This window comes from Streptomyces sp. NPDC051183 (assembly GCF_040682455.1).
Lineage (GTDB): Bacteria > Actinomycetota > Actinomycetes > Streptomycetales > Streptomycetaceae > Streptomyces.
This window is the reverse complement of the sequence record NZ_JBFBBA010000039.1, coordinates 25,936-42,741: the sequence shown is the minus strand read 5'-3', so window position 1 is coordinate 42,741 and position 16,806 is coordinate 25,936. Positions and strand designations below refer to the sequence as shown.

Sequence of the window (16,806 nt, the reverse complement as noted above, 5' to 3'; positions counted from 1 at the left end):
CGGAACGCCTACGCCACCCAGTGCGGGCGCTCCACCGCCGAGGGCAGCGGGACCCCGTCGTGGAAGGCGCTCGCGAGGCGCCGTACGCCCTCGTCCAGCCGGTCGGCGGGCAGGGTGTACGGGATCCGCAGCCGGTGCTCGAAGGTTCCGGGGTCCACCCCGAACCGGGCCCCGCGGCCGAGGTGCACCCCGGCGGCCGAGGCCCGTTCGGCCAGGGCGGAGCTGACCGGCTCGCCCAGGTCGACCCAGAGCGAGAGCCCGCCCGGCGGGAGCTGCCAGGACCATTCCGGGGTGTGCCGCTGGAGCGACCGGACCAGGGCCTCGCGCTGGATGCGCAGCTGTGCGAGCCGCGCCGGCAGGGACCGGTCCAGGGCCTCCATCAGCGGGAGCGCGACCAGCTGGTCGAGGACCGAGCCGGTCATGTCGGCCGAGACCCGGACGGCCGTCAGCTCGGTGATCATCTTCGCGGTGGCCCGGATCCAGCCCACCCGCAGGCCGCCCCAGTGGGTCTTGCTGAGCGAGCCGATGGTGATGACGTGCTCCGCGCCGCCCCGCGGGGCGAGCGAGGCCAGGGGCGCGGGCGCGGGGACGTCCAGCGCGATGTCGGCGATGGTCTCGTCGACCACCAGCCAGGTCCCGGTGGACCGGGTCGCGGCGAGCAGCCGCAGGCGCTGCTCCGGCGGCATCAGCGCGCCCGTCGGGTTGTGGAAGTCGGGGATCGCGTACGCCAGCCTGGGCACGGTCTGGCGCAGCGTGGACTCGGCGATCTCCATGTCCCAGCCCGCGTCGGAGACGGCGATGGACCCGGTGCGCAGCCGGGCGTGCCGCAGGGCGTCGAGGGCGTTGGCGTAGGTGGGGTTCTCGGTGACGACCCGGTCTCCGGGCCGGCAGAGCAGGCTGACGACCAGCGAGAAGGCCTGCTGGGCGCCGGCGGTGACGAGGATCTGCTCGGGGCGCGTGGGCAGTCCGCGCCGGGTGAACCGGTCGGCGACGGCCGTGCGCAGGTCGGGCAGGCCGAAGGGGTGGTAGCCGGGGGTGCGGGCGAGCCCGGGCAGCCGGGGCGCGGCCCAGGCGAAGGCTTCGGCGAGGCTGCCGTCCGGGGCCCCCATGGCGGCGATGGCGAGGTCGATGCCGGGGTCGCCGTCGGGCCGGCCGCCGGTGCCGCCGCCGAGGATGGCGGGCGAGCCGACCGGCAGGTGGCCGTCGGGGAGCTCGGTCCAGGTGCCGGAGCCGCGGCGGCTGCGGACGTAGCCGCTCTCGCGGAGCAGGTCGTAGGCGCCGGTGACGGTGGCTCGGCTGGCGCCGACCGCCTCCGCCAGCTCGCGTTCGGCGGGGAGCCGTACGTGCAGGGGGATCCGGCCGTCCAGGACCAGGGTCCGCACGGCGTCGGCGAGGGCGCGGTAGCCGGGGCGGGCCAGCACCTCGGCCGGGAGCAGCGCCGCGAGCTGGCGGCTGCCGATCGTCCTGTCCGCCGTATGGACCACTCGCCCGTTTGCCATGCCAACCTCCCCCGATTGGCTCTGCCAGCCAGGCCAATCCAGGTCCAGACTCGCTGCATTGGCCCCCGATTGGCAAGGAGATGCCGAAGTGTTCACGGACCGTGACGAACGAGCCCTGCTGGCAGCCGCCGAGAACCGGATCGCCGCGCCACTGCGGATCGGGGCCGCGCTGGCCGCCGTACGCCGGGTCCTGACGCGGGCTTCGGCGCAGGAGCGAGAATCGGTGGCATGTCAGCCCACAGCTCCCCCTCTCCCGCCCCCGCCGCTCCGCCCGTGATCGCCGGCCTGCTCCTGGCGGCCGGCGGCGGCCGCCGGCTCGGCGGGCGGCCCAAGGCCCTGCTCCCCTACCGCGGCCGCCCGCTGGTCGAGAACGCCGTACGCGTACTGCGCGAGGCCGGCTGCGGCCCGGTGCACGTGGTGCTCGGCGCCTCGGCGGCCGAGGTCCGCGAGCGCGCCGACCTGAGCGGGTGCGTGGTGACCGACAACCCGGACTGGGCCGAGGGCATGGGCTCGTCCCTGCGGGTCGGCCTCGCCTCGCTGGCCGGTACGGGCGCCCGCGCGGCCCTGGTGTCGCTGGTGGACCAGCCGGGCATCGGGCCGGCGGCGGTGGCCCGGGTCCTGGGGGCGTACCGCTCCCCGGCGAGCCTGGTGGCGGCGGCCTACCAAGGGGAGCGCGGGCATCCGGTGCTGTTCGGGGCGGACCGCTGGGCGGACATCGCGGCGACGGCCACGGGCGACAAGGGCGCGCGGGTGCACTTGAGCACACACGCGGCGGAGCTCACGCTGGTCGAGTGCGGGGACGTCGCGGAGGCCTTCGACATCGACACGCCGCCCGACCTGGCACGTCTGGCTTGAGCGGGACTCGGCTCCGGCCTGAGCAGGGCGTAACGGGCATGGCACTGAGGGCCACCAGTCATCGGAATCTGTCGACCCGGAGAATCTCGATATCAACAAACCATTGAACTTCCACCATGAGGAAATTACTATCCACTGGTCAGAAGCGCCCTGAACCCCAAGACGGCGCCCGCGACCGTATCCCGGAACTCTCCACACCCGACGGCACTGCGTGCCGTCTCGCGCGAGCATTCCCCCGCGGACGCAAGGCACCGCCGCTGAAGGAGTGACAGATATGTCCGCACCAGCGCCGTCCCCGCTGGCCATCGTCGACGCCGAGCCCCTGCCCCGGCAGGACGAAGTCCTCACCGATGCGGCCCTCGCCTTCGTGGCCGAGCTCCACCGGCGGTTCACCCCCCGCCGCGACGAGCTCCTCGCCCTCCGGGCCGAGCGGCGCGCCGAGATCGCCCGCACCTCCCACCTCGACTTCCTCCCGGACACCGCACAGGTCCGCGAGGGCGACTGGAAGGTGGCGCCGGCACCGGCCGCGCTGAACGACCGCCGCGTGGAGATCACCGGTCCGACGGACCGCAAGATGACCATCAACGCCCTGAACTCGGGCGCCAAGGTCTGGCTCGCCGACTTCGAGGACGCCTCGGCTCCCACCTGGGAGAACGTGGTCCTCGGCCAGCTCAACCTCATCGACGCCTACGAGCGCCGCATCGACTTCACCGACGCCCGCTCGGGCAAGGCCTACGCCCTCAAGCCCGCCGAGCAGCTCGCCACCGTCGTGATGCGGCCGCGCGGCTGGCATCTGGAGGAGCGTCACCTCCAGCTCGACGGCCGCTCCGTGCCGGGCGCGTTCGTGGACTTCGGCCTGTACTTCTTCCACAACGCCCAGCGCCTGATCGACCTCGGCAAGGGCCCGTACTTCTACCTGCCGAAGACCGAGTCGCACCTTGAGGCCCGCCTCTGGAACGAGATCTTCGTCTTCGCCCAGGACTACGTCGGCATCCCGCAGGGCACCGTCCGCGCGACGGTCCTGATCGAGACCATCACCGCCGCCTACGAGATGGAAGAGATCCTCTTCGAGCTCAAGGACCACGCGGCGGGCCTGAACGCGGGCCGCTGGGACTACCTCTTCTCCATCGTCAAGAACTTCCGTGACGGCGGCGAGAAGTTCGTCCTGCCGGACCGCAACGCGGTGACGATGACCGCCCCCTTCATGCGCGCGTACACCGAGCTGCTGGTCAAGACCTGCCACAAGCGCGGCGCGCACGCCATCGGCGGCATGGCAGCCTTCATCCCGTCCCGCAAGGACGCCGAGATCAACAAGGTCGCGTTCGAGAAGGTCAAGGCCGACAAGGACCGCGAGGCGGGCGACGGCTTCGACGGCTCCTGGGTCGCGCACCCCGACCTGGTCCCGATCGCGATGGCCTCCTTCGACGCGGTCCTCGGCGACCGGCCGAACCAGAAGGACCGGCTGCGCGAGGACGTCGCCGTGGCCCCGGGCGACCTGATCGCGATCGACTCCCTGGACGCCAGGCCCACCTACGAGGGCCTGCGCAACGCCGTCCAGGTCGGCACCCGCTACATCGAGGCCTGGCTGCGCGGCCTGGGCGCCGTCGGCATCTTCGGCCTGATGGAGGACGCGGCCACCGCCGAGATCTCGCGCTCGCAGATCTGGCAGTGGATCAACGCCGGCGTCGTCTTCGAGAACGGCCTGACGGCCACCGCGGACCTGGCCCGCAAGGTCGCCGCCGAGGAACTGGCCGCCATCCGCGCCGAGGTCGGCGAGGAGGCCTTCGCGGCCGGGAAGTGGCAGCAGGCCCACGACCTCCTCCTCCAGGTCTCCCTGGACGCGGACTACGCGGACTTCCTCACCCTCCCCGCGTACGACCAGCTCATCGGCTGAGACCCCGCCTCCGGCCGAATCGCACAGCAGCCGGAACCCGACAGCTCCGCCCCCGCGGCCCCCAGGCCCCGGGGGCGGAGCTGTCTTCGCGTACGGGAACTCCGGGTGCACAGGCGGGGCGTTCACCCTGCGGCCCGTCACGGGATAGCCGCGGTATAGGCACTGGAAGAACCCTCGGACTCGACCACGGGGCCACTCGGTGGCCGAACGACCGATCGGTTGTTACTTGTTCGTAACTTGCCTGTACCTAGCGGTAACAAGCGGCGGCATGTCACCTTTCCGGTTGCCACCGGCCGGAGGTACCCCCACTTCCCCAGCCATGCGCCGGAGTTGTTCCTGGCTCCCGCATGGCCAACAGCAGGAGTTCCGCAGTGATCGGATTCCGCAACGACAGCAACAGCCCGACCCGCAGTCGAGTGCGACGACTTGCCGGGGCCGGGATGGTCGTGCCGCTCGCCGTCAGCGCGCTGCTGGCCGGCGGGGCCGGCACTTCCGCCGCCAGCCCCGGGACCGGACCCACGGCCGTGGTGTCCATGGGCGACAGCTACATCTCCGGCGAGGCCGGGCGCTGGAAGGGCAACAGCCTCACCAACACCGGCAACCGGACCGGCACCGACCGGGCATGGGTGAGCGGCAGCACCTACGACCCCGGCAAGGTGTACGGGACCACCGTCGGCGGGTGCCACCGCTCGGACTCCGCCGAGGTGAAGAGCGCCGGAGCCATCGCCGACGTCGCCGTGAACCTGGCCTGCTCCGGGGCGACCTCGGAGAACGTCTTCCGCGCCTCCAACGGCGGCGTCGCCTACAAGGGCGAGGCCCCGCAGGCCGACCAGCTCGCCGCCGTGGCCGCGAGCCACAACGTGAAGGTCATCGCGCTGTCCATCGGCGGCAACGACCTCGGCTTCGCCGACATCATCAAGGACTGCGCGCTCGACTTCGTCATCTGGAACTCCTACTGCTACGACGACCAGCAGGAGGGCGTCGACGCGAAGATCGACGCCGTGATGGGCAAGGTCGGCAAGTCCGTGGACGAGATACGGACGGTCATGCGCGGGGCCGGCTACACCGACTCCTCGTACCGCATCGTGCTGCAGTCCTACCCCTCGCCGATCCCGCGCGGGGCGGAGAACCGCTACACGCAGAGCGACTGGAGCCGTCTGAACACCGGCGGATGCCCCTTCTGGAACCGTGACTCGGACTGGGCGCGGGACTCGCTGGTGCCGCAGCTCGCCAACCGCCTCAAGGGGGTCGCCGCGAGCAAGGGCGTCCAGTTCATGGACCTGCGGGACATGATGCAGGGGCGCGAGGTGTGCGCCAAGGCGAGCAAGCACGTGACCACCTCGGCGCCCGCGTCGGCGCAGACGAGCGAGTGGGCGCGCTGGATCGACAGCAGCGAGACCCAGAGCCTGGTCCAGGAGTCCATGCACCCGAACTACTTCGGGCAGCTCGCGGCGGGGCGCTGCCTGGCGCTGGTCACGGCCCAGCCGGCCACGTCCAACTTCGGCTGCAAGAACACGCCGGGCGCCGACCAGACGGGCATGTTCCTGACGCCCGTCGGGTAGCCGTCCACCTCGGCGGCGCGGCTCCGGTCGCGCCGCCGAACCGGCGCTGGTGCCGTGGCCCTAGAGCGATCCGTCCAGCACCGACAGGACGTTGCCCGCCGGGTCCTTGAACCAGGCGATGGTGGGCATGTCGCCGTCCCCGTGGACGATGCCCTTGGCGTCCATCTCGAAGCCCTCGTACCGCTCGAAGCCGACACCGCGCGCGCCGAGCTCGTCGACGGCCCGCTCGACGTCGGCCACCGGGAAGTTGAGGATCGTGAAGGTCGCGGGCTCGTGGTCGTCCTTCGGGTAGACCAGGACCGTGGTGTCGCCCGCGAGGTGCAGGACGAGCATGCCCTGCTCCTCCGAGACGCGCAGGCCGAGGGTGTCGCCGTAGAACTCCCTGGCCCTGCCGATGTCGTCGACCGAGAATCCGCTGAATGCCTTGGCGTCTTCGAACATGGCCATTCCTTCGATCCGACGCGCCCCGCTTTCCATCTTCCTCCCGGTCGCGCCGCCCGGCGACCGGCGGGCCCGCGCACGTACCGTCCGCGCCGGGCCACCGTGCGTACCCGCCGGAAAATCCGTGGGCCGGGGCGGCGCCGGCTGACATGCTCTGGCCCATGGCAGCCCGTACCGCACGTCCCAGTCTCTACATCTCCGTCGACATCGAGGCCGACGGACCGATCCCCGGGCCGTATTCGATGATCAGCTTCGGGGCCGCCGTCGCCGGGCGGCAGGACGGCGCTTCGTATACGGCGGCCGATCCCGAACAGCACACCTTCTACCGGGAGTTGCGGCCGATCAGCGAGGAGTTCGTGCCCGCGGCGCTGGCCGTGAGCGGCCTGGACCGGGACCGGCTGCTGCGCGAGGGCGCCGACCCGGCGGCCGCGATGGCGGAGTTCCGCATCTGGGTGCGGGAGGTGTCCGCCGGGGCGCAGCCCGTCATGTGCGGGTACCCGGCCTCCTTCGACTGGACCTTCCTGTACTGGTACTTGATCCGGTTCGGCGGGGACAGCCCGTTCGGCCACTCCGGCTGCCTGGACATGAAGACCCTCTACGCGGCCAAGGCGCGGGTCCCGCTGCGCGCGGCCGTCAAGGGCCGGATGCCGCGCCAGCTCCTCTCCCGCCGCCCGCACACCCACCACGCGCTGGACGACGCGGTCGAGCAGGCCGAGCTGATGAGCAACCTGATGCTCTGGACTCCCCCGGCCGACGACGGGTCCTGATCCCGCAGCGGGGTGCGCCCGCCGGCCGCGCCGACCGCGCGGGAGGCAACGACGGCGGCGGTGCGCACGCCACACCCGCAGTGGGTGGCGTGCGCACCGTCGCACGATCCGCACGTCCGGGCGCCGGAGCGCCGGTCAGTGCACCGGCACCGGATCCGGGCCGACGGCCGGGGCCGCGCCCTTCCTGGCGCCGAGGTGGTTGAAGGCCAGGTTCAGCACGATGGCCACCACGCAGCCGGTGCTGATGCCGGAGTCGAGGACGACCAGCAGGTCCTTCGGGAAGGCGTGGTAGAAGTCCGGCGCTGCGATCGGGATCAGGCCGATACCCACCGAGGCGGCGACGATCAGGGCGTTCTCGCCCCTCTCCATGGCCGCGCCCGCCAGGGTCTGGATGCCGCTGGCCGCGACCGAGCCGAAGAGGACGATGCCCGCGCCGCCGAGGACCGGCAGCGGGACCACGCCGATGACGGAGGCGGCCATCGGGCACAGGCCCAGCAGGATCAGGATGCCGCCGCCGGCGGCGACGACGAAGCGGCTGCGGACCTTGGTCATCGCCACGAGCCCGATGTTCTGGGCGAAGGCGCTGCACATGAAGCCGTTGAACAGCGGGCTGAGCGCGCTGCCCAGGGTGTCCGCGCGCAGGCCGCCCTCGATGGTCTTCGCGTCCGCCGGACGGCCGACGATCTTGCCGAGCGCCAGGATGTCGGCGGTGGACTCGGTCATGCACACGAGCATCACGATGCACATCGAGACGATGGCGGCGACCTGGAACTGCGGGGCGCCGAAGTGGAACGGGGTCGGGAAGCCGACGAGAGACGCGTTGCGCACGGCGTCGAACGCGGTCATGTCCAGCGGTATCGCGATGAGCGTGCCGGCGACCAGGCCGAGCAGGATGGAGATCTGCTGGAGGAAGCCGGTCAGGAACTTGCGCATCAGCAGGACGATCACCAGGGTGACGGCGGCCATGCCGATGTTCTTCATCGAGCCGTAGTCGGTGGCGGTCGGGGTGCCGCCCTGCGACCAGTTGAAGGCCACGGGCAGGAGCGAGACGCCGATCAGGGTGATGACCGTACCGGTGACGACCGGCGGGAAGAAGCGGACGAGTTTGCCGAAGTAGGGGGCTGCGAAGAAGCCGATGGCTCCGGCGACGATGATCGCGCCGAAGATGACGGGGATCGCGTCCGCCCCCTCCCCCTTGCCGATCGCGATCATCGGGGTCACACCGGCGAAGGAGACGCCGTTGACGAAGGGGAGCTTGGCGCCGATCTTCCAGAATCCGAGGGTCTGGAGGAGGGTGGCGAGTCCTGCGGTGAAGAGCGAGGCGCCCATCAGGAAGGCGGTCTCGGTGGCGGAGAGCCCGACGGCCGGGCCGACGATCATGGGCGGGGCCACGACACCCGCGTACATGGCGGCCACGTGCTGGAGACCGCTCGTGAACATCTTCAGAGGAGGCAGGGTCTCATCGACCGGGTGCTTCTCCTCCGGTACTGCGACAGCGTCTTTGCGAAACCTGGGCGCCATGGCCACGGCTTCCTCCGGTCGGGTAACACGTCGGCAGGGACGTGGGTGTCTTGGAGGTGGTGCGAAAGCTGTGCGAGTCGATCTCTTGTTCAGTTGTGAGGGCATGCGGAAACGATTCGCCCGAGTCGTTCCGTCAGAGGAGAGCAAGCAGTGGCACGAGTCACCGCTCCCGGGGGCGCCTTCGGATTTCCTCAGGCGCTACCCGGGAACAGCTGCCGCGGACCCCGCTCGGGTCCGCGGCCGCCGGCCGGGGGCCGTCCCCCCCGGCCGGACTCCGTGGGATCAGGCCTGCGCGGAGATCCGCGCGAGGCGCTGGGCCTCTTCCCGCGTGGACACGGCGATGGCGTCCTCGTCGGCGAAGAGCAGTCGGTTGTTCTCGACGATCTGCTTACCGTTGACGAACGAAGCCGTCACGGGGGCCGCGGCGCCGAAGACCAGCGCGGTGACCGGGTCGGCGATCGAGGAGTGCAGGAAGGTGCTCAGGTTCCACATCACCAGGTCGGCGCACTTGCCGACCTCCAGCGAACCGATGTTGTCGGCGCGGCCGAGGACCTGGGCGCCACCGTACGTACCGAGGCGCAGGGCCTGGCGGGCGTTGAGCGCGCGCTCGCGGTGGACCGGGTTCAGGCGGTTGATCAGCAGCGCGTTGCGCAGCTCGGTGTGCAGCTCGCCGGACTCGTTGGAGGCGGTGCCGTCCACGCCGAGGCCGACCGGGACGCCGGCGGCCAGCATGTCCGGGACGCGGGCGATGCCGGCGGCCAGACGGGCGTTGGAGGACGGGCAGTGCGCGACACCGGTCTTGGTACGGGCGAACGCGGCGATGTCGGAGTCGTTCATGTGGACGCTGTGCGCCATCCACACGTCCTCGCCGAGCCAGCCGGTCGACTCGAAGTAGTCGGTGGGGCCCATGCCGAACAGTTCCTTGCAGAACTGCTCTTCCTCGACGGTCTCGGAGCCGTGCGTGTGCATGCGCACACCCAGGCGGCGGGCCAGCTCGGCGCCCTGCTTCAGCAGCTCGGTGGAGACCGAGAAGGGGGAGCACGGGGCGACGGCGACCTGGGTCATCGCGTCGAAGGAGGCGTCGTGGTACTTCTTCACGGTCGCCTCGGTGTCGGCGAGCGCACCTTCGAGGGTCTCGACGGCGTGGTCCGGCGGCAGGCCGCCGTCCTTCTCGCTGCGGTCCATCGAGCCGCGGGCGAGGGTGAACCGCACGCCCATCTCGGACGCGGCGCGGATGATCGAGCCGGAGAGGTCGCCGGAGCCCTTGGGGAACACGTAGTGGTGGTCCATGGCGGTCGTGACGCCGCCCTTGGCCATCGCCGCGAGGGAGCCCTGTGCGGCCGTGTACGTCATCTGCTCGTCGATGCGCGCCCAGGTCGGGTACAGCGCGACGAGCCAGTTGAAGAGGTTGTGGTCGGTGGCCAGACCACGGGTGATCCACTGGTAGAAGTGGTGGTGGGTGTTGACCAGACCCGGGGTGACGAGGTGACCCGTGCCGTCGATGCGGCGGACCACGTTGTCGAGCTTCTCGGGGGCCTTGCCCGCACCGATGGACTCGATCTTGTTGCCGGCGACGACCACGTAGCCCGAGGCGTACTCGGTGTCGTTCGCGTCGACGGTCGCAATCGCACAGTTCTCGATGACGATGCGCTCTACGGCGCTGTCATGGGCTGCCGATGCTGCCATGGGACTTCCTCGTGCTTTCAGTGGCGGTGCGGGCACGGCAAAACCCTGGGGATTTGAGTGCCGGAGCCGGGGGCCTTGACAGCTGACAGTACTGCCGCCCCGTGTGTTGCGTCCGGGTGCCGATTCAGGAAGTTGGGGGTGTCGCGCGTCCCGGGGCCACTGCGGAGCCCCGGGACGCGCGTGCCGCGTCAGAGGTTGGTCATGTCCACGGGGATACGGGCGTCGACGCCGTCGCGGAGGACCGTCGCCTCGATCAGACCGTACGGGCGGTCCGCGGCGAAGTAGACCTCATTGTCGTTCTTGAGGCCGAAGGGCTCCAGGTCGACGAGGAAGTGGTGCTTGTTCGGGAGCGAGAAGCGGACCTCGTCGATCTCCGAACGGTGGTTGATGATGCGCGAACCCATCTGGTACAGGGTCTGCTGCAGCGACAGGGAGTAGGTCTCCGCGAAGGCCTGCAGCATGTGCTTGCGGGTCTCGGCGTAGGACTTCTCCCAGTTGGGCATCCGCTGCTCGTCGTCCGACCAGTTGAAGCGCCAGCGAGCCGACACCTGGGTGGCCAGGATGCGGTCGTAGGCCTCCTTCAGCGTCGTGTACTTGTCCTTCACGTAACCCCAGAACTCGGAGTTCGTGGAGTTCATGACGACCAGGTCCTTGAGGCCGGAGATGACCTCCCAGTTCTGACCGTCGTACGTGATCTGGGTGACGCGGGTCTCCTGGCCCTCACGGACGAAGGAGTGGTTCACCTCGTCGGAGCCGATGAACTTGGAGTTGGCGTCCGAGGTGGCGATCCGGGACCAGGAGTACTCCTCGATCCGGATGCGGGCCTTCTGGATCGGCTCCTGGCTGTTGACGAACCAGCGCGCCAGGTGGATGCCGAACTGCTCGGCGGACTCGATGCCGTACTCCTTGGCGAACGCGTACACCGTGTTCTTGGTGGTGTCCGTCGGAAGGACGTTGGCGTTCGAGCCGGAGTAGTGGACGTCGTCCATGTCGCCCGAGAGGGCGACCGAGACGTTCAGGTCCTTGATGTGGTGCGTGTCGCCGTCCCGCGTGATCTTTACGACGCGGTTCTCTGCTTTGCCGTACTGGTTCTGGCCCAGAATCGTGGCCATGCTAGCTCCCTCGGTAAACGGAGTAGCCGAACGGGTTGAGCAGCAGCGGTACGTGATAGTGCTCGCCCGGGTTCACCGCAAAGGTGATGGTGACCTCGGGGAAGAACGCACCGCTGTCCCTTACGCGGGGGGCGTCCTGCTGCGCCTCGGCTTGCTTCTTTGAGAAGTACGTCTCGGTCTCGAAGTCGAGGCGTACGTGGGTGGTGCCTTCCGGCAGGGCCGGCAGGTCCTTGCAGCGCCCGTCCGCATCGGTGGCGGAGCCGCCCAGGGCCGCCCACTCGCCGTCGAGGCCCGTACGGGCCGACAGGGAGATGGCGACGCCCTCGGCGGGCTTGCCGATGCTGGTGTCCAGGATGTGCGTGGACACCGACGCGGTGGTCTCGGTGCTCATGCTCACGCTCCTTCTTCTTCTGCGAGTTCCACGAGGCGGGTCAGGCGGATCTTGTTGATCTTGACGAGCTCACCGCGGGCGATCTCTCGCTCCTGCTCCGGCGAGTTGTCGATCCGGACCTTGACCGCGTCCCGCATGAACTCACCGGTCGCACCGGTGGCGCAGATGAGGAAGACGTGGCCGAACTTCTCCTGGTAGGCCAGGTTCAGTTCCAGGAGCTCGTTCTTGAGCTCCTCCGAGGCACCGGCCATGCCCCGCTGCTCGCGGGCTGAGGTCGGGTCTCCCGGCTTCGGCCGGCCGATCGGCGCGTGGCCCCCCATCGCCTCGCCCAGGTCCTCGGCGGTGAGCTCCGCCATGGCGGTCTCGTTGGCCGAGAACAGGGCTTCGGCGCCGGCGAAGGGGCGCTGGGCGAGCAGCTTGCTCCCCCATGCCGAGCTGGCGCACACCTCGTGGAGCTCGGCCGTGGCCGCGCTGTCGTCCAAGGCGTTGAACCGGGTGAGACCCGGGGTCGGACTCGAAGTCACGGTAGGCCTCCGTGGCCTGTTGTTGCTTTGACGGGCTGCGCATAGCTAACGCCCTCGACAACACGGCGTCAACACTTTGTTGAAACTTCCCGTACACAAAAGCCGCCGCCCGGGTGAATTGGGCGGCGGCTCGTCACAGTGGGTCAGAGTCGTTTCACTCTTGGTTGGTTTTGGCGGGCCCTTTGGGAGTGTTTGCGTCCCTGTTCAAGTAGTTGTAGACCGTGAAGCGGCTGACACCCAGGGCACCCGCGACCGTCTCCACTCCGTGCCGGACCGAGAAGGCGCCGCGCGCCTCCAGTATCCGCACGACGTCCTGCTTGGACTTCCGGTCGAGCTGCGACAACGGTACGCCGTGCCGGCGCTCCAGCGCCGCCAGGATGTGGTCCAGCGAGTCGGACAGCTGCGGCAGGCGTACGGCGAGCAGGTCCTGACCCTCCCAGGCCAGCACCACGTCGTCGGGCTGCGCCAGGGCCGGATCCATCAGCTCGCCGCCCATCGCGTCCACCAGCGGCTTGACCGCGGTGACGAACGGGTGGTCGCGGGGCTCGGTCATGGGGTGTCCTCCCCGATCACGTTGACCTGGAGCGAGACGCGCGTCGCCCCGGACTCCAGCGAACGGCGCAGCAGCGCGGCCACCGCGGTCAGCACCTCGTCGGCGCCGCCCTCGGCGGTGTTGCCGAACGGGCCGACATCCACCGCGTCCAGCTGCGCCTTCTGAATGACCTCGCGAGCAGCCACGGCATGGGCGGGGGCCTCTTCGAGATCGAAGGGCTCGGTCGTGAACTCCACTCTCAATCGCACGCTGGTCAAGCTACCTCCCGGTCACGATTTTCCGGCAGTCCGCACTTGACATCCAGGACAAGCCCGATGCAGTCTTCCATCAAGCAGAAACTAACTTCCGCAATACGGAAGGAGCGCACACCCCTCATGGGATACACGGACCAGCGCTTCGATGTGAACCTTTCGATCCTCTTCACGGAACTCCCGCTCCTGGAGCGCCCCGCGGCTGCCGCCGCGGCGGGCTTCACGGCGGTCGAGCTGTGGTGGCCCTGGATCGAGACCCCCACCCCCGCTCAGGCGGAGCTCGACGCCCTCAAGAAGGCTCTTGAGGACGCCGGCACCCAGCTGGTGGGCCTGAACTTCTACGCCGGCCAGCTGCCGGGCCCGGACCGCGGTGCGGTATCGGTTCCCGGCGAGGAGTCGGAGCGCTTCAACGCCAACATCAACGTGGCCGCGGACTTCGCGGCCTCGGTCGGCTGCAAGGCGCTGAACGCCCTGTACGGCAACCGCGTCGAAGGCGTGGACCCGGCCGTCCAGGACGAGCTCGCGCTGAAGAACCTGGTCGTGGCGGCTCAGGCCGCGGACCGCGTCGGCGCGATCCTCCTGATCGAGACCCTCAACAAGCCCGAGTCGCCGCTCTACCCGCTGGTGAGCGCCCCGGCCGGCATCGAGGTAGTGGACAAGGTGAACGAGGCCACCGGCCTCGGCAACGCCAAGTTCCTGCTCGACCTGTACCACCTGGCGATGAACGATGAGGACCTCTCCGAGGTCATCGAAAAGTACGCCGCCAAGACCGGGCACGTCCAGATCGCGGACAAGCCCGGACGAGGTGCCCCCGGCACCGGCGAGCTGCCCCTGGAGGAGCTGCTCGACCAGCTGAAGAAGGCCGGATACGAGGGCTACGTAGGCCTGGAGTACAAGGCCGCCGACGCCGCCGCCTCCTTCGAGTGGCTGCCGGCCGAGGCCCGCGCCGCGAAGTAGGCGGACAAAGTCCAGGCGATCAGCCAGGCACGTCACGAACTTTTCGTACAAAGCATTAAGAGAAGGACCCTCATCATGAGCACCCTCCCCAAGATTGCCTGGATCGGTCTCGGAATCATGGGCTCCCCCATGGCCGAGAACCTCCTGAAGGCCGGCTACTCCGTCACCGGCTTCACCCTGGAGCAGGACAAGCTGGACCGCCTGGCCGCCGCCGGCGGCTCCGCGGCCGGCTCGATCGCCGAGGCCGTCAAGGACGCCGACGTCATCATCACGATGGTTCCCGCCTCCCCGCAGGTCGAGGCCATCTCCTACGGTGAGAACGGCATCCTCGAGAACGCGAAGTCCGGCGCGCTGATCATCGACATGTCGTCGATCACCCCGCAGACCTCGATCGACCTCGCGAAGAACGCCGCCGCCAAGGGCATCCGCGTCATCGACGCCCCGGTGTCCGGCGGCGAGGCCGGCGCCATCGAGGCCGTACTGTCGATCATGGTGGGTGGCGAGCAGGCCGACTTCGACGAGGCCCTGCCGGTCCTGGAGGCCCTCGGCAAGACCATCGTCCTGTGCGGTCCGCACGGCTCCGGCCAGACGGTGAAGGCCGCCAACCAGCTCATCGTCGCGGTGAACATCCAGGCGTGCGCCGAGGCCGTGGTCTTCCTGGAGAAGTCCGGCGTGAACCTCCAGGCCGCCCTGGACGTCCTCAACGGCGGTCTGGCCGGCTCCACGGTCCTGACCCGCAAGAAGGACAACTTCCTGAACCGCGACTTCAAGCCCGGTTTCCGGATCGACCTGCACCACAAGGACATGGGCATCGTCACCGACGCCGCCCGCAACGTCGGTGCCGCCCTTCCGGTCGGCGCGGTCGTCGCCCAGCTGGTCGCCTCGCTGCGCGCCCAGGGTGACGGCGGCCTGGACCACTCGGCCCTGCTCCGTGCCGTCGAGCGCCTCTCCGGCGCCCAGATCTGAGCACCCCCTCCCCCTGACATCCGGGGGGCCTGAGTTTCCGGATGGTGCCGGTGCTGACACCTGTCCTGTCGCGCCCAAGCGCCGGCACCGTCCGGATCACCTCTCCGCCATCTTTCTTTTCAACAAACTGTTGACGATGCGTTCACGCCGAAATTAGGCTGTTCCGCATGACGGAAGACGATTTCCGCCAGCAGTTCCCCGTACGGAAGGTCACCATGTCGAAGCGCACGCTGACGACCGAGTCTGGCGCCCCGGTCGCCGACAACCAGAACTCCGCTACCGCCGGCGTCGGTGGCCCGCTCCTGGTCCAGGACCAGCAGCTCCTCGAGAAGCTCGCCCGCTTCAACCGCGAGCGCATCCCGGAGCGCGTGGTGCACGCCCGCGGCAGCGCCGCGTACGGCCACTTCGAGGTGACCGACGACGTCACCGCGTACACCAGCGCCGCGTTCCTGAACACGGTCGGCAAGAAGACCGAGACCTTCCTGCGGTTCTCCACCGTGGCCGACTCGCTGGGTGGCGCGGACGCGGTCCGCGACCCGCGCGGCTTCGCGCTGAAGTTCTACACCGAAGAGGGCAACTACGACCTCGTCGGCAACAACACCCCGGTGTTCTTCATCAAGGACCCGATCAAGTTCCCCGACTTCATCCACTCCCAGAAGCGCGACCCCTTCACGGGCAAGCAGGAGCCGGACAACGTCTGGGACTTCTGGGCGCACGCCCCCGAGGCGACGCACCAGATCACCTGGCTGATGGGTGACCGCGGCATCCCGGCGTCGTACCGTCACATGAACGGCTACGGCTCCCACACGTACCAGTGGACCAACGCCCAGGGCGAGGCCTTCTTCGTCAAGTACCACTTCAAGACGAACCAGGGCATCCGCTGCCTGTCGGGCGAGCAGGCCGCCGAGCTCGTCGGCTCGGACGCGAACTCGCACCAGACCGACCTGCTCCAGGCCATCGAGCGCGGTGTGAACCCGAGCTGGACCCTCTACGTCCAGATCATGCCCGCCGCCGAGGCCGCGGACTACCGCTTCAACCCGTTCGACCTCACCAAGGTGTGGCCGCACAGCGACTACCCGCTGCAGCGCGTGGGCCGTCTGGTCCTCGACCGCAACCCGGACAACGTCTTCGCCGAGGTCGAGCAGTCCGCCTTCTCCCCGAACAACTTCGTCCCGGGCATCACCGCCTCGCCGGACAAGATGCTCCAGGGCCGTCTCTTCGCGTACGCCGACGCCCAGCGCTACCGCCTCGGTGTGAACCACACCCTGCTGCCGGTCAACGCCCCGAAGGCGACGAAGGCCGAGAACTACGGCCGCGACGGTGTCATGGCGCTGCGCAACGGCTCGCGCCACGACAAGAACTACGAGCCCAACTCGTACCAGGGCCCGGCCGAGACCGGTCTGGCGCTCGGCGCCCCCAAGGCCGTCTCCGGCTACACGGGCACCCACGAGGCCCCGGCCCACACCAAGGACGACGACTTCTTCCAGGCCGGTGAGCTCTACCGCCTGATGTCGGAGGCCGAGAAGCAGCGTCTGGTGGCGAACATCGCCGGCGGCCTGTCTCAGGTCACCCTCGAAGACGTCATCGAGAAGAACCTGGCTCACTTCCACGCCGCGGACGCCGACTACGGCAAGCGCGTCGAGGAGGCCGTTCGCGCCCTGCGCGACGCCTGAGAGCCCCAAGCTGCGCCGGGAGCCTGACGGGAGGTCAGGCTCCGGGTGCTGAGCCCGAGCTGCGGACCCGGATGAGGGGTGGTACGCGGTAAGGGCAGGACGAGGACCGTGGCGAGCGTGCGAGCCAGTGCGGTGGTAATGGGTTCCGAGGCCC

General features: G+C 69.5%; 16 protein-coding genes. 7 read left to right on the top strand and 9 right to left on the bottom strand.

Annotation, left to right across the window (positions count from 1 at the left end):
- Nucleotides 1-8 precede the first annotated feature (8 nt).
- Nucleotides 9-1,499 carry a PLP-dependent aminotransferase family protein gene (locus AB0M99_RS29105; RefSeq protein ID WP_365925570.1) on the bottom strand — a complete coding sequence of 497 codons (1,491 nt, stop codon included), beginning with the start codon at nucleotides 1,497-1,499 and terminating at the stop codon, nucleotides 9-11.
- A gap of 228 nt (nucleotides 1,500-1,727) precedes the next feature.
- On the opposite strand from AB0M99_RS29105, the gene AB0M99_RS29100 reads away from it, so the two are divergent.
- The 3 genes from AB0M99_RS29100 to AB0M99_RS29090 all read left to right on the top strand — a co-directional run bounded on the left by AB0M99_RS29100 (nucleotide 1,728) and on the right by AB0M99_RS29090 (nucleotide 5,810).
- Nucleotides 1,728-2,354, top strand: a complete 627-nt coding sequence (locus AB0M99_RS29100; RefSeq protein WP_365925568.1) for a nucleotidyltransferase family protein — start codon at nucleotides 1,728-1,730, stop codon at nucleotides 2,352-2,354.
- Between the two features lie 274 nt (nucleotides 2,355-2,628).
- Nucleotides 2,629-4,248: a malate synthase A gene (aceB, locus tag AB0M99_RS29095; RefSeq protein WP_365925566.1), complete on the top strand. Its 1,620-nt coding sequence runs from the start codon at nucleotides 2,629-2,631 to the stop codon at nucleotides 4,246-4,248.
- A 440-nt stretch (nucleotides 4,249-4,688) separates the two neighbouring features.
- Nucleotides 4,689-5,810, top strand: a complete 1,122-nt coding sequence (locus AB0M99_RS29090) for a GDSL-type esterase/lipase family protein (RefSeq protein ID WP_365925642.1) — start codon at nucleotides 4,689-4,691, stop codon at nucleotides 5,808-5,810.
- Nucleotides 5,811-5,870: 60 nt separating this feature from the next.
- On the opposite strand, the gene AB0M99_RS29085 is transcribed toward AB0M99_RS29090, so the two are convergent.
- Nucleotides 5,871-6,251: a VOC family protein gene (locus AB0M99_RS29085; protein WP_365925564.1), complete on the bottom strand. Its 381-nt coding sequence runs from the start codon at nucleotides 6,249-6,251 to the stop codon at nucleotides 5,871-5,873.
- A gap of 161 nt (nucleotides 6,252-6,412) precedes the next feature.
- Between AB0M99_RS29085 and AB0M99_RS29080 the strand changes: the two genes are divergently transcribed.
- The gene (locus AB0M99_RS29080; protein ID WP_365925562.1) at nucleotides 6,413-7,018 is read left to right on the top strand and encodes a 3'-5' exoribonuclease; all 606 of its coding nucleotides are present in this window, start codon (nucleotides 6,413-6,415) and stop codon (nucleotides 7,016-7,018) included.
- Nucleotides 7,019-7,153: 135 nt separating this feature from the next.
- On the opposite strand, the gene AB0M99_RS29075 is transcribed toward AB0M99_RS29080, so the two are convergent.
- The 7 genes from AB0M99_RS29075 to AB0M99_RS29045 all read right to left on the bottom strand — a co-directional run bounded on the left by AB0M99_RS29075 (nucleotide 7,154) and on the right by AB0M99_RS29045 (nucleotide 13,053).
- Nucleotides 7,154-8,539, bottom strand: a complete 1,386-nt coding sequence (locus AB0M99_RS29075; RefSeq protein ID WP_365925560.1) for a nucleobase:cation symporter-2 family protein — start codon at nucleotides 8,537-8,539, stop codon at nucleotides 7,154-7,156.
- Nucleotides 8,540-8,821: 282 nt separating this feature from the next.
- Entirely contained in the window at nucleotides 8,822-10,225 is a 1,404-nt protein-coding gene (locus AB0M99_RS29070; RefSeq protein WP_365925558.1) for an 8-oxoguanine deaminase, read from the bottom strand.
- A gap of 188 nt (nucleotides 10,226-10,413) precedes the next feature.
- Entirely contained in the window at nucleotides 10,414-11,337 is a 924-nt protein-coding gene (gene pucL / locus AB0M99_RS29065) for a factor-independent urate hydroxylase (protein WP_365925556.1), read from the bottom strand.
- 1 nt (nucleotide 11,338) lies between these two features.
- Nucleotides 11,339-11,728 carry a hydroxyisourate hydrolase gene (gene uraH / locus AB0M99_RS29060; protein WP_030715205.1) on the bottom strand — a complete coding sequence of 130 codons (390 nt, stop codon included), beginning with the start codon at nucleotides 11,726-11,728 and terminating at the stop codon, nucleotides 11,339-11,341.
- Between the two features lie 2 nt (nucleotides 11,729-11,730).
- Nucleotides 11,731-12,252, bottom strand: a complete 522-nt coding sequence (gene uraD, locus AB0M99_RS29055) for a 2-oxo-4-hydroxy-4-carboxy-5-ureidoimidazoline decarboxylase (protein ID WP_365925554.1) — start codon at nucleotides 12,250-12,252, stop codon at nucleotides 11,731-11,733.
- Between the two features lie 154 nt (nucleotides 12,253-12,406).
- Complete coding sequence (locus AB0M99_RS29050) at nucleotides 12,407-12,805, bottom strand: helix-turn-helix domain-containing protein (protein WP_365925552.1); 399 nt, start codon at nucleotides 12,803-12,805, stop codon at nucleotides 12,407-12,409.
- Nucleotides 12,802-13,053 (bottom strand): thiamine-binding protein, encoded by a 252-nt coding sequence (locus tag AB0M99_RS29045; protein ID WP_365925550.1) that lies wholly within the window; start codon nucleotides 13,051-13,053, stop codon nucleotides 12,802-12,804. Before AB0M99_RS29045 ends, AB0M99_RS29050 begins: the two co-directional genes overlap by 4 nt.
- A 126-nt stretch (nucleotides 13,054-13,179) precedes the next feature.
- Between AB0M99_RS29045 and AB0M99_RS29040 the strand changes: the two genes are divergently transcribed.
- From AB0M99_RS29040 to AB0M99_RS29030, 3 genes are all read left to right on the top strand, one after another.
- Entirely contained in the window at nucleotides 13,180-14,013 is an 834-nt protein-coding gene (locus AB0M99_RS29040) for a TIM barrel protein (protein ID WP_365925548.1), read from the top strand.
- Nucleotides 14,014-14,088: 75 nt separating this feature from the next.
- Entirely contained in the window at nucleotides 14,089-14,979 is an 891-nt protein-coding gene (locus tag AB0M99_RS29035) for a 2-hydroxy-3-oxopropionate reductase (RefSeq protein ID WP_365925547.1), read from the top strand.
- A 215-nt stretch (nucleotides 14,980-15,194) separates the two neighbouring features.
- The gene (locus AB0M99_RS29030) at nucleotides 15,195-16,652 is read left to right on the top strand and encodes a catalase (RefSeq protein WP_365925640.1); all 1,458 of its coding nucleotides are present in this window, start codon (nucleotides 15,195-15,197) and stop codon (nucleotides 16,650-16,652) included.
- Nucleotides 16,653-16,806 lie beyond the last annotated feature (154 nt).

Excerpts from the sequence above, each read along its gene's own strand:
- AB0M99_RS29035 (WP_365925547.1), top strand. The coding sequence starts at position 14,089 with ATGAGCACCCTCCCCAAGATTGCCTGGATCGGTCTCGGAATCATGGGC.
- AB0M99_RS29030 (WP_365925640.1), top strand. The coding sequence starts at position 15,195 with ATGTCGAAGCGCACGCTGACGACCGAGTCTGGCGCCCCGGTCGCCGAC.
- AB0M99_RS29075 (WP_365925560.1), bottom strand. The coding sequence starts at position 8,539 with ATGGCGCCCAGGTTTCGCAAAGACGCTGTCGCAGTACCGGAGGAGAAG.
- uraH (WP_030715205.1), bottom strand. The coding sequence starts at position 11,728 with ATGAGCACCGAGACCACCGCGTCGGTGTCCACGCACATCCTGGACACC.
- AB0M99_RS29100 (WP_365925568.1), top strand. The coding sequence starts at position 1,728 with ATGTCAGCCCACAGCTCCCCCTCTCCCGCCCCCGCCGCTCCGCCCGTG.
- AB0M99_RS29090 (WP_365925642.1), top strand. The coding sequence starts at position 4,689 with ATGGTCGTGCCGCTCGCCGTCAGCGCGCTGCTGGCCGGCGGGGCCGGC.
- AB0M99_RS29050 (WP_365925552.1), bottom strand. The coding sequence starts at position 12,805 with ATGACCGAGCCCCGCGACCACCCGTTCGTCACCGCGGTCAAGCCGCTG.
- pucL (WP_365925556.1), bottom strand. The coding sequence starts at position 11,337 with ATGGCCACGATTCTGGGCCAGAACCAGTACGGCAAAGCAGAGAACCGC.
- AB0M99_RS29040 (WP_365925548.1), top strand. The coding sequence starts at position 13,180 with ATGGGATACACGGACCAGCGCTTCGATGTGAACCTTTCGATCCTCTTC.
- AB0M99_RS29080 (WP_365925562.1), top strand. The coding sequence starts at position 6,413 with ATGGCAGCCCGTACCGCACGTCCCAGTCTCTACATCTCCGTCGACATC.
- AB0M99_RS29105 (WP_365925570.1), bottom strand. The coding sequence starts at position 1,499 with ATGGCAAACGGGCGAGTGGTCCATACGGCGGACAGGACGATCGGCAGC.
- aceB (WP_365925566.1), top strand. The coding sequence starts at position 2,629 with ATGTCCGCACCAGCGCCGTCCCCGCTGGCCATCGTCGACGCCGAGCCC.
- AB0M99_RS29085 (WP_365925564.1), bottom strand. The coding sequence starts at position 6,251 with ATGTTCGAAGACGCCAAGGCATTCAGCGGATTCTCGGTCGACGACATC.
- AB0M99_RS29070 (WP_365925558.1), bottom strand. The coding sequence starts at position 10,225 with ATGGCAGCATCGGCAGCCCATGACAGCGCCGTAGAGCGCATCGTCATC.